The organism is Agromyces selenitireducens (genome assembly GCF_052748465.2).
This window is the reverse complement of record NZ_CM188259.1, coordinates 2132973-2148267: the sequence shown is the minus strand read 5'-3', so window position 1 is coordinate 2148267 and position 15295 is coordinate 2132973. Positions and strand designations below refer to the sequence as shown.

11 protein-coding genes are annotated in these 15295 nt (G+C 69.1%); all 11 read left to right on the top strand.

What is annotated here, in order from left to right:
- Window positions 1-34: 34 nt before the first annotated feature.
- The 11 genes from rpsA to tpiA all read left to right on the top strand — a co-directional run bounded on the left by rpsA (window position 35) and on the right by tpiA (window position 15227).
- Window positions 35-1483, top strand: coding sequence for a 30S ribosomal protein S1 (gene rpsA, locus ACULK4_RS09985; protein ID WP_445964277.1), 1449 nt, complete (start codon window positions 35-37; stop codon window positions 1481-1483).
- 210 nt (window positions 1484-1693) lie between these two features.
- Complete coding sequence (coaE, locus tag ACULK4_RS09980) at window positions 1694-2308, top strand: dephospho-CoA kinase (RefSeq protein ID WP_445964276.1); 615 nt, start codon at window positions 1694-1696, stop codon at window positions 2306-2308.
- Window positions 2309-2382: 74 nt separating this feature from the next.
- Window positions 2383-4446: an excinuclease ABC subunit UvrB gene (gene uvrB / locus ACULK4_RS09975; RefSeq protein WP_445964275.1), complete on the top strand. Its 2064-nt coding sequence runs from the start codon at window positions 2383-2385 to the stop codon at window positions 4444-4446.
- 62 nt (window positions 4447-4508) lie between these two features.
- A complete protein-coding gene (gene uvrA, locus ACULK4_RS09970; protein ID WP_445964274.1) occupies window positions 4509-7463 on the top strand; it encodes an excinuclease ABC subunit UvrA in 2955 nt (984 codons plus the stop codon).
- A gap of 2 nt (window positions 7464-7465) precedes the next feature.
- On the top strand, window positions 7466-9400 hold the full coding sequence (gene uvrC, locus ACULK4_RS09965) for an excinuclease ABC subunit UvrC (protein ID WP_445964273.1): 1935 nt from the start codon (window positions 7466-7468) through the stop codon (window positions 9398-9400).
- A gap of 45 nt (window positions 9401-9445) precedes the next feature.
- The gene (gene rapZ, locus ACULK4_RS09960) at window positions 9446-10318 is read left to right on the top strand and encodes an RNase adapter RapZ (protein ID WP_445964272.1); all 873 of its coding nucleotides are present in this window, start codon (window positions 9446-9448) and stop codon (window positions 10316-10318) included.
- Between the two features lie 43 nt (window positions 10319-10361).
- Complete coding sequence (whiA, locus tag ACULK4_RS09955) at window positions 10362-11342, top strand: DNA-binding protein WhiA (RefSeq protein WP_445964271.1); 981 nt, start codon at window positions 10362-10364, stop codon at window positions 11340-11342.
- Between the two features lie 152 nt (window positions 11343-11494).
- Window positions 11495-12121, top strand: a complete 627-nt coding sequence (locus ACULK4_RS09950) for a superoxide dismutase (RefSeq protein WP_445964270.1) — start codon at window positions 11495-11497, stop codon at window positions 12119-12121.
- A 97-nt stretch (window positions 12122-12218) separates the two neighbouring features.
- Window positions 12219-13223 (top strand): type I glyceraldehyde-3-phosphate dehydrogenase, encoded by a 1005-nt coding sequence (gene gap, locus ACULK4_RS09945; RefSeq protein WP_445964269.1) that lies wholly within the window; start codon window positions 12219-12221, stop codon window positions 13221-13223.
- A 10-nt stretch (window positions 13224-13233) separates the two neighbouring features.
- A complete protein-coding gene (locus tag ACULK4_RS09940; protein WP_445964268.1) occupies window positions 13234-14448 on the top strand; it encodes a phosphoglycerate kinase in 1215 nt (404 codons plus the stop codon).
- Window positions 14439-15227, top strand: a complete 789-nt coding sequence (tpiA, locus tag ACULK4_RS09935; protein ID WP_445964267.1) for a triose-phosphate isomerase — start codon at window positions 14439-14441, stop codon at window positions 15225-15227. Before ACULK4_RS09940 ends, tpiA begins: the two co-directional genes overlap by 10 nt.
- The last annotated feature ends 68 nt before the right edge of the window (window positions 15228-15295 follow it).

The following is a 15295-nucleotide window of genomic DNA, read 5'->3' as shown; positions in this document are numbered from 1 at the left end:
GCCCGATTCTGTCCATTAACGGAGCATCCACTACATGACAACCGCAACGACCAAGGCGCCCAAGCAGGTCGCGATCAACGACATCGGGTCTGCTGACGATTTCCTCGCCGCGGTCGAGAAGACTTTGAAGTTCTTCAACGACGGCGACCTCATCGAGGGCACCGTCGTGAAGATCGACCGCGACGAGGTCCTCCTCGACGTCGGCTACAAGACCGAGGGCGTCATCCCCTCGCGCGAGCTCTCCATCAAGCACGATGTCGACCCCAGCGAGGTCGTCGAGGTCGGCGACACCGTCGAGGCCCTCGTCCTCCAGAAGGAGGACAAGGAAGGCCGCCTGATCCTGTCGAAGAAGCGTGCGCAGTACGAGCGCGCATGGGGCGACGTGGAGAAGATCAAGGAGACCGACGGGGTCGTCACCGGAACCGTCATCGAGGTCGTCAAGGGCGGCCTCATCGTCGACATCGGCCTCCGCGGCTTCCTTCCCGCCTCGCTCATCGAGCTGCGCCGCGTGCGCGACCTCACGCCGTACCTCGGCCAGGAGATCGAGGCGAAGATCCTCGAGCTCGACAAGAACCGCAACAACGTGGTGCTCTCGCGTCGCGCGCTGCTCGAGCAGACCCAGTCGGAGTCGCGCTCGACCTTCCTGCAGAACCTCCACCCGGGCCAGATCCGCAAGGGCGTCATCTCGTCGATCGTCAACTTCGGTGCGTTCGTCGACCTCGGTGGCGTCGACGGTCTCGTCCACGTCTCGGAGCTCTCCTGGAAGCACATCGAGCACGCCAGCGAGGTCGTCGAGGTCGGCCAGGAGGTCACCGTCGAGGTGCTCTCCGTCGAGCTCGACCGCGAGCGCGTCTCGCTGTCGCTCAAGGCGACGCAGGAGGACCCCTGGCAGGTCTTCGCCCGCACGCACGCCATCGGCCAGGTCACGCCCGGAAAGGTCACCAAGCTGGTGCCGTTCGGTGCGTTCGTCCGCGTGGCCGATGGCATCGAGGGCCTGGTGCACATCTCCGAGCTGTCGGGCCGCCACGTCGAGCTGGCCGAGCAGGTCGTGTCGGTCGGCGAGGAGGTCTTCGTCAAGGTCATCGACATCGACCTCGAGCGTCGCCGCATCTCGCTGTCGCTGAAGCAGGCCAACGAGGGCGTCGACCCCGAGGGCACCGAGTTCGACCCGGCGCTCTACGGCATGCTCACCGAGTACGACGAGCAGGGCAACTACAAGTACCCCGAGGGCTTCGACCCCGAGACCAACGAGTGGCGCGAGGGCTTCGAGGCCCAGCGCGAGAAGTGGGAGCAGGAGTACGCTGCCGCCCAGGCTCGCTGGGAGGCGCACAAGAAGCAGGTCGCGGCCTCGCTTGCGGCGCAGACCTCGGACGACTCGTTCTCGTCGGGCACCTCGTCGTTCGTGAGCGAGTCGGCCGGCGCCGGCACCCTCGCAGACGACGCGTCGCTCGCGGCGCTCCGCGAGAAGCTCTCGAGCAACTGAGTCCGCCGCTCGAACGGCGAACCGAACGGAAGGCCGGTCCCCTCGGGGGCCGGCCTTCCGGCGTCCCGGTGTTCTCCGTCGGCGTGTCCGGCATCGGCTCGGCGACGACCTCGTCGTCGGAGCGACGAAGGCGATGATAGAGGGCGGCACGCTCCCGACGACCTCGAGCGTCGGTCGGGACGAGGGTGGCACAGCCAATAGGCTGGTCGTGTGTACCTGATCGGCCTCACCGGCGGAATCGCCTCCGGAAAATCCACCGTCGCCCGCCGGCTCGTCGAGCACGGCGCCATCCACCTCGATGCCGACCAGCTCGCTCGTCGTGTGGTCGAGCCCGGCTCCGCGTGCCTCGACGCCATCGTCGCCGAGTTCGGCGACGACGTGCTCAGGCACGACGGCACGCTCGATCGGCAGCGGCTCGGCGACATCGTGTTCCACGACGACGACGCACGGGCTCGCCTGAACGGCATCGTGCACCCCGCGGTGCGCGAGCTCTCGGGCCGGCTCATCGCCAAGGCCGAGCGGGACGACCCGGACGCCGTCGTGGTCTACGACGTCCCGCTGCTGGTCGAGGCGCAGGTCGACCACCCGTTCGACCTGATCGTCGTCACGAGTGCGCCCAAGCGTGCACAGGTCAAGCGCCTCGTCGAGGAGCGCGGGCTCGACCCGCTCCACGCCGAGGCGCGGGTCGATGCGCAGATCAGCGACGAGGATCGCCGTGCGTTCGCCGACGTGGTGATCGACACGGGCGGCAGCCTCGCCCACACGATGAGCCAGGCCGACGCCCTCTGGGTCGACGTCGACCGGGCGCGGCGCGCGAAGCGCTGACGGTCGACGGATGCCGCGGGTTGCGGCATCCGCTCTCAGGATCGGTGTCGGTGGCCGAACCTAGACTTGGAGCCATGCAGTCGACCCGTTCCGTGCGCCCGTTCGAGGTCGTCAGCGAGTACTCGCCGAGCGGCGACCAGCCGCAGGCGATCACCGACCTCGCGGCGCGCATCAACGCCGGCGAGACCGACGTCGTGCTGCTCGGCGCGACCGGCACGGGCAAGTCGGCGACGACCGCATGGCTCATCGAGCAGGTGCAACGACCCACGCTCGTGCTCGCCCACAACAAGACGCTCGCGGCCCAGCTCGCCAACGAGTTCCGCGAGCTGATGCCGAACAACGCGGTCGAGTACTTCGTCTCGTACTACGACTACTACCAGCCCGAGGCCTACGTGCCGCAGACCGACACCTTCATCGAGAAGGACTCGTCGATCAACGCCGAGGTCGAGCGGCTGCGGCACTCGACGACGAACTCCCTCCTCAGCCGGCGCGACGTGGTCGTCGTGTCGACGGTGTCGTGCATCTACGGCCTGGGCACGCCCGAGCAGTACCTCAACGCCATGATGCCCCTCCAGGTCGGTCAGCGAGTCGACCGCGACTGGCTGATCCGCAAGTTCGTGTCGATGCAGTACCAGCGCAACGACGTCGACTTCTCGCGCGGCACGTTCCGGGTCCGCGGCGACACGATCGAGATCATCCCCGTCTACGAGGAGCACGCGATCCGGATCGAGATGTTCGGCGACGAGATCGAGGCGCTGTACAGCCTGCACCCGCTGACGGGCTCGGTCCTCGCGAAGCTCGATGCGGTCCCCGTGTTCCCCGGTTCGCACTACGTCGCGAGCACCGACGTGATGCAGCGGGCGATCGGCACGATCCGCGACGAACTCGACGAGCGGCTGCAGGAGCTCGAGCGCGAGGGCAAGCTGCTCGAGGCGCAGCGCCTGCGCATGCGCACGACCTTCGACCTCGAGATGATGGAGCAGATCGGCTTCTGCTCGGGCATCGAGAACTACTCGCGGCACATCGACGGGCGCTCCGCGGGTGAGCCCCCGCACTGCCTGCTCGACTACTTCCCCGACGACTTCCTCGTCGTGATCGACGAGTCGCACGTCACCGTGCCGCAGATCGGGGCGATGTACGAGGGCGACTCGTCGCGCAAGCGCACGCTCGTCGAGCACGGGTTCCGGCTGCCCAGCGCGCTCGACAACCGCCCGCTGAAGTGGGACGAGTTCAAGGACCGCATCGGCCAGAGCGTCTACCTCTCGGCGACCCCGGGCAAGTACGAGATGGGGGTGGCCGACGGGGTGGTCGAGCAGATCATCCGCCCGACCGGCCTCGTCGATCCCGAGATCGTGGTGAAGCCGACGAAGGGCCAGATCGACGACCTGCTCGAGGAGATCCGTGCCCGTGCCGAGCGCGACGAACGCGTGCTCGTCACCACGCTCACGAAGCGGATGGCCGAGGAGCTCACCGACTTCCTGACCGAGGCGGGCGTGCGCGTCCGTTACCTCCACTCCGACGTCGACACCCTTCGGCGCGTCGAGCTGCTCACCGAACTCCGGGCAGGCGTGTACGACGTCCTGGTCGGCATCAACCTGCTCCGCGAGGGACTCGACCTGCCAGAGGTGTCGCTCGTGGCGATCCTCGACGCCGACAAGGAGGGCTTCCTCCGCTCGTCGACGTCGCTCATCCAGACCATCGGGCGCGCGGCACGCAACGTCTCGGGCCAGGTGCACATGTACGCCGACGTCATGACCGACTCGATGCAGTCCGCGATCGAGGAGACCAACCGCCGCCGCGACAAGCAGCTCGAGTACAACCGGGTGAACGGCATCGACCCGACGCCGCTGCGGAAGCGCATCGCCGACATCACCGAAGTCCTCGCGCGCGAGGAGGCCGATACGGCGGCGCTGCTGCGCGGCCGCGACGCGAAGAAGACCTCACCCGTCCCGATGCGGCGCGAGGGTATCGCCGCGGCCGGCGCCAACGACCTCGAAGACCTCATCCGCGACCTGAATGAGCAGATGCTCGAGGCGGCGGGCGAGCTCAAGTTCGAGCTCGCGGCCCGACTGCGCGACGAGGTCTCCGAGCTCAAGCGCGAACTGCGGCAGATGGAGAAGGCCGGCCACCTCGGCTGAACGAGTGCCGAGCGACCCGGCGCACGGTCGGGCCCGGGCCCGGGGCCGGCGAAGTCGAACGTATGTTCGCTCTCAGCGCGTGCGCTCTCGGCGTTCATGTCAGAGGGCGTTCGTACACTCGTAGGGTGCCAGTTTCACGTCTCGATGCCCATTCGCGCCTGAGTGTCCGCGGTGCCCGCGTCCACAACCTGCGCAACGTCGACGTCGAGATCCCGCGCGACGCGATGGTGGTGTTCACGGGCCTGTCGGGGTCCGGCAAGTCCTCGCTCGCGTTCGACACGATCTTCGCCGAGGGGCAGCGCCGGTACGTCGAATCGCTGTCCGCGTACGCGCGTCAGTTCCTCGGCCAGGTCGACCGGCCCGATGTCGACTTCATCGAGGGGCTGAGCCCCGCGGTCTCGATCGACCAGAAGTCGACCAACCGCAACCCCCGTTCGACGGTCGGCACGATCACCGAGATCTACGACTACATGCGGCTGCTGTGGGCGCGCATCGGCGTGCCGCACTGCCCGGTGTGCGGTGAGCGCATCCAGCGCCAGACCGTGCAGCAGATCGCCGATCAGCTCATGGAACTTCCTGCCGGCACCCGGTTCCAGGTGCTCAGCCCGATGGTCTCGCAGAAGAAGGGCGAGTTCGTCGACCTCTTCCGCGAACTCTCCGGCCAAGGCTACTCGCGCGCGGTCGTCGACGGCGAGGTCATCCGGCTCGACGAGCCGCCCACACTCAAGAAGCAGGTCAAGCACGACATCTCGGTCGTGATCGACCGCCTCGTGGCATCCGACGAGGTGCTCGGCCGGCTCACCGACTCGCTCGAGACCGCGCTCCGCCTGACCGACGGCGTCGTGCAGATCAACTACGTCGATCGCGATGGCGACGCCGCATGGCAGACCTTCTCCGAGAAGCTGAGCTGCCCGAACCAGCACCCGATCGCGCTCACCGAGATCGAGCCGCGCACGTTCTCGTTCAACGCACCGTTCGGCGCCTGCCCCGAGTGCTCCGGCCTCGGCACGCGCATGTCCGTCGACGAGGACCTACTGCTCGGCGACCCGTCGCTCAGCATCAACGAGGGCGTCATCCTGCCCTGGACCTCGCAGGGCAAGAGCCTCTACAACTACTACGAGAAGCTTCTGCACGGCCTCGCCCGCGACCTCGGGTTCTCGCTCGACACACCGTGGGACGAGCTCCCGGCCGACGCGCGCGCCGCAGTGCTTCGCGGCGACAACTTCGAGGTCAAGGTGCGCTGGCGCAACCGCTACGGCCGCGAGATGAGCTACACCTCCGGTTTCGAGGGCGTCGTGCCGTACATCGAGCGCCAGTACCTCCAGGCCGAGACCGACGTGCAGCGAGCCCGCTGGGCCGAGTACCTCCGCGAGGTGCCCTGCCCGGTCTGCCGCGGCGACCGACTCAAGCCCGAGGTGCTCTCGGTGCTCATCCACGACGCCTCGATCGCCGACGTCTGCCGGCTCAGCCTGCACGACGCGCGCTCCTTCATGGACCGTCTCGAGCTCAGCGACCGTGAGCAGGCGATCGCCGCGCAGGTGCTCCGCGAGATCAAGCTCCGGCTCGACTTCCTCATCCGCGTCGGCCTCAGCTACCTCGACCTCGCGCGCGCCGCGGGCACGCTCTCGGGCGGCGAGGCGCAGCGCATCCGCCTCGCCACCCAGATCGGCTCCGGCCTGACGGGCGTGCTCTACGTGCTCGACGAGCCCAGCATCGGCCTGCACCAGCGCGACAACCGCAGGCTCATCGACACGCTCGTGGCGCTCCGCGACCTCGGCAACACGCTCATCGTCGTCGAGCACGACGAGGACACGATCCGCACGGCCGACTGGATCGTCGACATCGGCCCCGGCGCCGGCGTCCACGGCGGCACCGTCGTGCACAGCGGCAGCTATGCCGACCTCGTGAAGAACCGCGAGTCGCTCACGGGCGACTACCTCTCCGGCCGCAAGGAGATCCCGCTCCCGGCACGGCGTCGTCCCGTCGACCCGGAGCGGATGATCACCGTCGAGGGTGCGCAGGCCAACAACCTCCGGGGCGTCGACGTGTCGTTCCCGCTCGGCACGCTCACCGCCGTCACGGGCGTGAGCGGCTCCGGCAAGTCCTCGCTCGTCAACGACATCCTGTACCGCGTACTCGCCAACCGGCTGAACGGCGCCCGCAAGGTACCCGGCAAGCATCGGCGCGTCACCGGACTCGACCACCTCGACAAGGTCGTGCACGTCGACCAGGCGCCGATCGGCCGCACGCCCCGCTCGAACCCCGCCACGTACACGGGCGTGTTCGATCGGATCCGCACCCTGTTCTCCGAGACCGCCGAGGCCAAGGCGCGCGGTTACCTGCCCGGGCGGTTCAGCTTCAACGTCAAGGGCGGTCGCTGCGAGGCCTGCGCGGGCGACGGCACGATCAAGATCGAGATGAACTTCCTGCCCGACGTCTACGTCGCGTGCGAGGTCTGCGGGGGCAAGCGCTACAACCGCGAGACCCTGCAGGTGCACTACAAGGGCAAGAACATCGCCGAGGTGCTCGAGATGCCGATCAGCGAGGCCGCCGAGTTCTTCGAGCCGATCTCCGCGATCCACCGCTACCTCAAGACCCTCGTCGACGTCGGGCTCGGCTACGTTCAGCTCGGCCAGAGCGCCACGACGCTCTCGGGAGGCGAGGCGCAGCGCGTCAAGCTCGCGACCGAGCTGCAACGCCGTTCGAACGGTCGAAGCGTCTACGTCCTCGACGAGCCGACCACTGGGCTCCACTTCGAAGACGTGCGGAAGCTCCTCAAGGTGCTCGGCAAGCTGGTCGACAAGGGCAACACGGTGATCGTCATCGAGCACAGCCTCGACGTCATCAAGTCCGCCGACTGGATCGTCGACCTCGGACCGGAGGGCGGCTCCGGCGGCGGGCAGGTCGTCGCCGTCGGCACTCCGGAGGACGTCGCCGAGAACCACGACAGCCATACCGGGTACTTCCTGCGCGAGGTCATCGAGGCTGCGGCGGGACCGGCCGTCGCCGCCAGTTGACGATGCGAAGCACCGTCCCGTACCGGCCCAAGCCGGGGGAGATCCCGACCGCACCGGGCGTCTACCGGTTCCGCGACGCCGACCGGCGGGTGCTCTACGTCGGCAAGGCGAAGAACCTGCGCGCCCGGCTCTCGAACTACTTCGCGCCGCTCCACACTCTCCACGAGCGCACGCGACGAATGGTCACCACCGCGGCATCCGTCGAATGGACGGTCGTCGGCAATGACGTCGAGGCGCTGCAGCTCGAGTACACGTGGATCAAGGAGTTCGACCCGCCGTTCAACGTCAAGTACCGTGACGACAAGAGCTACCCCTACCTCGCGGTCACGCTCGCCGACGAGGCCCCCCGGGCGATCGTCACACGGCGCCGCGGCATCCGCGGAGCACGGTACTTCGGCCCCTACCCCAAGGTCTGGGCGGTCAACGAGACGCTCGACCTCATGCTCAAGCTGTTCCCGATCCGCACCTGCAAAGACAGCGACTACAAGCGGGCGATGCAGACCGGCAAGCCGTGCTTCGCGGGGCAGATCGGCCGCTGCTTCGGGCCGTGCTCGGGCAGGGTCACGATCGAGGAGCATCGCGTCAACGTCGCGCGGTTCGTCGCCTTCATGCAGAACCAGGACCGTCGCATCATCACCGACCTCACGCAGCAGATGCGCGAGGCGGCCGCCGCGCAGGACTACGAGACCGCCGCACGGCGACGCGACCAGCTCCAGGCCGCGGAGCAGTTCTTCGAGAAGAGCACCGTCGTGCTCCGCGACCACGTCGACATCGACGTCTTCGGCATCGACCACGACGAGCTCGCCGCCGCGGTGCACCTCTTCATCGTGCGCGGCGGAAGGATCCGCGGACAGCGCTCCTGGACCGTCGACACCGAACTCGACATGGGCCTCGGCGACCTCGTCGACTCGGTCGTCCAGCACGCGTACGGCGACGACATCCGGCCGCCGTCCGAGGTCGTCGTGCCTGCCCTGCCCGACGACGCCGAGGCCCTCGCCGCCTGGCTCGGCGACCTCGGCGGCCGGAAGGTGCGGCTGCGCGCGGCACAGCGCGGCGACAAGGCGGCCCTGCTCGAGACGGCGACGCAGAACGCACGGCAGACCTTGATGCTCTACAAGACCCGTCGCAGCGCCGACTTCACCGCGCGATCGCGCGCCCTGGAGGACATCCAGGAGGCGCTCGACATGGCCGACGCGCCCCTGCGCATCGAGTGCTTCGACGTGTCGCACCTGAGCGGTACCAACATCGTCGCGTCGATGGTCGTCTTCGAGGACGGCCTGCCCCGCAAGGACGAGTACCGGCGCTTCACGATCCCGAACTCCACCGACGACACCGACTCCATCCACCAGGTGCTCACGCGGCGGCTCGCGTACCTCGTCGACCGGCCGGGCGACGCGACCGCCCACGGCGCCGACGACATGTCGGCTCGAGGTGCAGGCGATCCCGGTGACGAGGTGACGGATGCCGCGGCATCCGGTCGTCGGAAGAAGTTCGCCTACCGGCCCAACCTGCTCGTGGTCGACGGCGGACCGCCCCAGGTGGCCGCCGCCGCGCGGGCGCTGCGGGAATCCGGAGTGCAGGGCATCGCGCTGTGCGGCATCGCGAAGCGCCTCGAGGAGATCTGGACGCCGGACTCCGATTTCCCCGTGATCCTTCCGCGGAACAGCGACGCGCTGTTCCTGTTCCAGCGGATCCGCGACGAGGCCCACCGATTCGCCATCACCCACCAGCGCCAGCGCCGCAAGCGGGACATCTCGAGCGTCCTCTCCGAGGTGCCCGGTCTCGGTCCAGCGCGGGTCAAGGCACTCCTGACGCACTTCGGCTCGGTTGCGCGCCTGCGGAGCGCGGACCAGGCGGCCATCGCGCAGGTGCCCGGGATCGGCCCGGCGCTCGCGGCGAGCGTGCGCTCGCGCCTGCAGGGCGACTCGGCCGACTAGGCTGGAGCTTCGGGGGAACGACGCACGGAAGGGACCGCGACGCGCATGACCGACGGCGAACGGCAGGAGATGCTCATCGTCACCGGGATGTCCGGAGCCGGACGATCGACCGTCGCCGATGCGCTCGAGGACCTCGGCTGGTACGTGGTCGACAACCTTCCCCCGCAGATGCTCCGTCCGCTCGTCGACCTCGCCGAGCGCGCAGGCACGTCGCTCCCGCGCATCGCCGCGGTCGTCGATATCCGGGGCGGCGACTTCTTCTCGGAACTGCGCGAGATCCTGGCCGCGCTCCGAACGCACGCCGACGTTCGCGTGGTGTTCCTGGACGCCAGCGATGCCGTCCTCGTCCGCCGCTTCGAATCGGTGCGCCGGCCGCATCCGCTGCAGGGCGACGGGACGCTGCTCGACGGGATCACCGCCGAGCGCACCCGGCTCGCCGAGGTGCGCGAGTCCAGCGACATCCTCGTCGACACGTCCGAGCTCAACATCCACCAGCTCGCCAACCTCGTCACCGACACCTTCGCCGAGGCGGGCCGGGCTGGACTGCGCGTGACCGTGCAGAGCTTCGGATTCAAGTACGGGCTGCCCGCCGATGCCGACCTCGTCGCCGACGCGCGCTTCCTGCCCAACCCGTTCTGGGACGAACGCCTGCGGCACCTCACCGGTGAAGACGTCGCCGTGCGCGACTACGTGCTCGAACAGGACGGCGCGCGCGGCTTCCTCGACGCCTACGTCACGGCGCTCGAGCCGGTGCTCGCGGGCTACCAGCGCGAGAACAAGCCGCACGCCACCATCGCGATCGGCTGCACCGGCGGAAAGCACCGCTCCGTCGCGATGGCCCGCGAGCTGGCCGCGCGGCTGCGGTCGATCCCAGGACTGGCGGTCAGCGTCAAGCATCGCGACCTCGGACGCGAATGACCCCGCGCCCCGCGCGCCCACGAACGACAGAGAGGACGACCACGTGGCCCTGACCGCAGAGGTGAAAGAGGAGCTGGCCGGGACCGAGGTGACGAAGACCCCGGTCCGTGCAGCGGAGCTCGCGTCGGTGCTCCGGTTCGCGGGAGGTCTCCACATCATCTCCGGGCGCATCGCGATCGAAGCCGAGCTCGACTCGCCCGCAATCGCACGTCGCGTGACCCGCGACCTCGGTGAGCTGTACGGCGTCCGCCCGGACGTGTCGGTGATCAACGCCGCCGGCCTGCGCCGCACGAACCAGTACCTCGTCCGCGTGCTCGACGGCGGCGAGACGCTCGCCCGCCAGACCGGTCTGCTCGACGCGCGACGGCGACCCGTGCGTGGCCTGCCCAACAAGCTCACCACCGGTTCCCGCGACGATGTCGCGGCCGTGTGGCGCGGTGCGTTCCTTGCCCGCGGGAGCCTCACCGACCCGGGTCGCTCTGCAGCCCTGGAAGTGACCTGCCCCGGCAGCGAGACCGCCATGGCGCTGGTCGGCGCGGCCGGCCGACTCGGCATCTCGGCGAAGGCTCGCGAGGTGCGCGGCGTGCACCGAGTCGTCATCCGCGACGGCGAGGCGATCAGCAGCATGCTCGCGCTCATGGGCGCGACCGAGACCGTCCGGAACTGGGAGGAGCTGCGGCAGCGTCGCGAGGTCCGTGCGACGGCGAACCGGCTCGTGAACTTCGACGACGCCAACCTGCGCCGTTCCGCGCAGGCGGCGGTGGCGGCCTGCGCGCGCGTCGAGCGGGCGATGGAGATCCTCGGCGAGGACATCCCCGACCACCTGCGCTACGCCGGCGACCTGCGCCTGGCGCACCGGGACGCGAGCCTCGACGAGCTCGGCCACCACGCCGATCCTCCGCTCACCAAGGACGCCGTCGCCGGCCGCATCCGCCGCCTGCTCGCGATGGCCGACAAGCGCGCCGTCGAGCTGGGCGTGCCGGGCACCGAGGCGAACCTGCCCCCGGACCTCGACGTCGATTGAAGGCGGGCGCTCGCTGCGCGCGCCGGGCGAGCGCGTCGACCGTAGGAAACCGTCAACCCCCATCGCTCGCGGCGACCGCGGGCATAGGATCGAGGAAGCCGCGGTCCGCCGGGCAGAGGTCCGGTTCACCCGGCTGCTGACAAGGAGAAGCAATGGCTGACTACACCCTCCCCGAACTCGCCTACGACTACGGTGCGCTCGAGCCGTCGATCAGCGGCACGATCATGGAGCTTCACCACTCGAAGCACCACCAGGCCTACGTCACCGGGGCGAACACCGCGCTGCAGCAACTCGCAGAGGCGCGCGATTCGGACAACCTCGCCAACGTGAACAAGCTCGAGAAGGACCTCGCGTTCAACCTCGGCGGCCACGTGAACCACTCGATCTTCTGGACGAACATGTCGCCGGACGGCGGCGACAAGCCCACCGGCGAGCTCGCCTCGGCCATCGACGACCACTTCGGTTCGTTCGACAAGTTCCGCGCTCACTTCACGGCGACCGCGCTCGGCGTCCAGGGCTCGGGCTGGGCCGTGCTCGCGTGGGATTCGATCGGCCAGCGCCTGATCGTCGTGCAGTTCTTCGACCAGCAGGCGAACCTCCCGGCGGGCATCGTGCCGCTGCTCATGCTCGACGTGTGGGAGCACGCCTACTACCTCGACTACAAGAACGTGCGCGCCGACTACGTCAAGGCGTTCTGGAACATCGTGGACTGGGCGAACGTCCAGCAGCGCCTCCAGACGGCGACTGAGAAGACCTCAGGGCTGCTGCTACTGTCATAACGCGGATGGTGTCCCCGGGCGTCGTCCGGGGACACCGCCGTCCGGTCAGATCCATCTCGAAAGCGCGATCGCGCCCGTCAGAACAGGGGAGACACCTGTGTCCGTAAAGATCGGCATCAACGGCTTCGGCCGTATCGGCCGCAACTACTTCCGAGCAGCCCTGGCCCAGGGCGCCGACCTCGAGATCGTCGCGGTGAACGACCTCACCGACAACAAGACCCTCGCGCACCTGCTCAAGTACGACTCGATCACGGGCCGCCTCGATGCGACCGTCGAGTACGACGACGAGCACCTCGTCGTGAACGGCAAGTCGATCAGGGCGTTCGCCGAGCGCGACCCCGCGAACCTGCCCTGGGGCGAGCTCGGCGTCGACATCGTGATCGAGTCGACCGGCTTCTTCACCAAGGCCGCCGACGCACGCAAGCACATCGAGGCCGGCGCCAAGAAGGTCCTGATCTCCGCACCCGCGACCGACGAGGACGCCACGTTCGTCATCGGCGTCAACGAGGACAGCTACGACCCCGAGAAGCACCACATCATCTCGAACGCGTCGTGCACCACGAACTGCCTCGCGCCCCTCGCCAAGGTCTTCAACGACGAGTTCGGCATCGAGCGCGGCCTCATGACCACCGTCCACGCGTACACCGCCGATCAGAACCTCCAGGACGGCCCGCACAAGGACCTGCGTCGGGCCCGCGCCGCAGCGGTCAACATCGTGCCGACCTCGACGGGCGCGGCCAAGGCCATCGGCCTCGTGCTGCCCGAGCTCATCGGCAAGCTCGACGGCTTCGCGCTCCGAGTTCCGGTCCCGACCGGTTCCATCACCGACCTCACGGTGACCTCCTCTCGTCCGGTCACGGTCGACGAGGTCAAGGCCGCCTACCGGAAGGCCGCCGAGGGGCCGCTCAAGGGCATCCTGAAGTACACGGAGGACGACATCGTCTCGAGCGACATCGTCACCGACCCGCACTCATCGATCTTCGATGCCGGCCTCACGCGCGTGATCGGCGACCAGGTGAAGCTGTCGGCGTGGTACGACAACGAGTGGGGCTACTCCAACCGCCTCGTCGACCTCACCGAGTACGTGGCCGAGCGGCTCTGAGGCGAACGAAGTGACCCTCCGAACCATCGATTCCCTGGGTCCGCTCGCAGGCACCCGCGTCATCGTCCGTTGCGACCTCAACGTCCCTGTCAAGGACGGGGTCATCACGGACGACGGCCGCGTGCGCGCGTCGGTCCCCACCCTCACCGCGCTAATCGAACAGGGCGCCAAGGTGATCGTGATCTCCCACCTCGGCCGGCCCGAGGGCGCCCCGGAACCGAAGTACAGCCTCGCGCCGGTCGCGGCCCGCCTCGGCGAGCTGCTCGACGCGCCCGTCGCCTTCGCAGGCGACACGGTCGGCGAGGATGCCGTGGCCAAGGTCGCCGCCCTCCGCGACGGCGAGGTGCTCGTGCTCGAGAACCTCCGCTTCAATGCGGGGGAGACGAGCAAGAACGAGGCCGAGCGCACCGCCTTCGCCGGGCAGCTGGCGGAGTTCGCCGATTCCGTCGTCTCGGACGGCTTCGGCGTCGTGCACCGCAAGCAGGCGAGCGTGTTCGAGCTCGAGCAACTGCGGCCGAGCGCCGCCGGCCTGCTCATCGCGACCGAGCTCGACGTGCTCGACCGCCTCACCGAGAAGCCCGAGCGGCCCTATGTCGTGGTGCTCGGCGGCTCCAAGGTCTCCGACAAGCTCGGCGTGATCGAGCACCTGCTGCCGCGCGTGGACGCACTGCTCATCGGTGGCGGCATGCTCTTCACCTTCCTCGCGGCGCAGGGGCACCAAGTCGGCTCCAGCCTGCTCGAGGCCGACCAGATCGAGGCGGTCAAGGGCTACCTCGCGGATGCCGCGGAGCGCGGGGTCGACATCGTGCTCCCCACCGACGTCGTGGTCGCGGCCTCCTTCTCGGCCGACGCCGAGCACCAGGTGACCGCGGCCGACGCGATCGAGGAGACGCCGTTCGGGGCGTCCGGGCTGGGGCTGGACATCGGCCCCGACACCGCTGCGGCCTTCGCCGAGCGGATCCGCGCGGCGAGGACGGTGTTCTGGAACGGCCCCATGGGCGTGTTCGAGCTCGCTCCCTTCGCCGAGGGCACCCGGACCGTGGCATCCGCGCTCACCGAGGTCGATGGACTCAGCGTCGTCGGCGGCGGCGACTCGGCGGCGGCAGTGCGCCAGCTCGGCTTCGACGATGACGCATTCGGACACATCTCGACGGGCGGAGGCGCGAGCCTCGAGTTCCTCGAGGGCAAGAAGCTCCCCGGACTGGAGGTCCTCGGATGGCAGTGAACCGCACCCCGTTCATCGCGGGCAACTGGAAGATGAACCTCGACCACCTGCAGGCGATCGCATTCGTGCAGAAGCTCGCGTGGTCGCTCGCCGACGCGAAGCACGACGCCGCCGACGCCGAGGTGGCCGTGTTCCCGCCCTTCACCGACCTCCGCTCGGTGCAGACGCTCGTCGCGGCCGACGACCTGCCCCTCGCCTACGGCGCGCAGGACCTGTCGCAGCACGACTCGGGCGCCTACACGGGCGAGGTCTCCGGTGCGTTCCTGGCGAAGCTCGACTGCCGGTACGTCATCATCGGCCACTCGGAGCGGCGCACGCTCCACGGCGAGTCGGACGCGGAGGTGAACGCGAAGGTGAAGGCCGCGCACCGGCACGGGCTCATCCCGGTGCTCTGCGTGGGCGAGACGGCGGAGGACCTGGAGCAGCACGGGGCGAGCGCTGTGCCGGTCGCGCAGCTCCGTGCCGCGCTCGAGGGCGTCGACGCAGGCAAGGGACTCGTCGTCGCCTACGAGCCCGTCTGGGCCATCGGCTCGGGCAAGGCCGCGACGCCCGACCAAGCGCAGCAGGTCGCGGCGGCGCTCCGCGGCGTGCTCGCCGAGATCGCCGGCGAGGAGCTCGCTGCGGCGACACGCATCCTCTACGGCGGCTCGGTGAAGGCCGTCAACATCGCCGCCTTCCTGCGGGAAGCCGATGTCGACGGTGCGCTCGTGGGCGGCGCCAGCCTCGACCTCGACGAGTTCTCGAGCATCGTCCGATTCAAGAAGCACGTCGGGGCCTGACGGGCCGACGCGCAGGCCGACCGTCGTCGCCCGACCCGCCGCACCCGCGCGGGCCGGCCGACACGGGC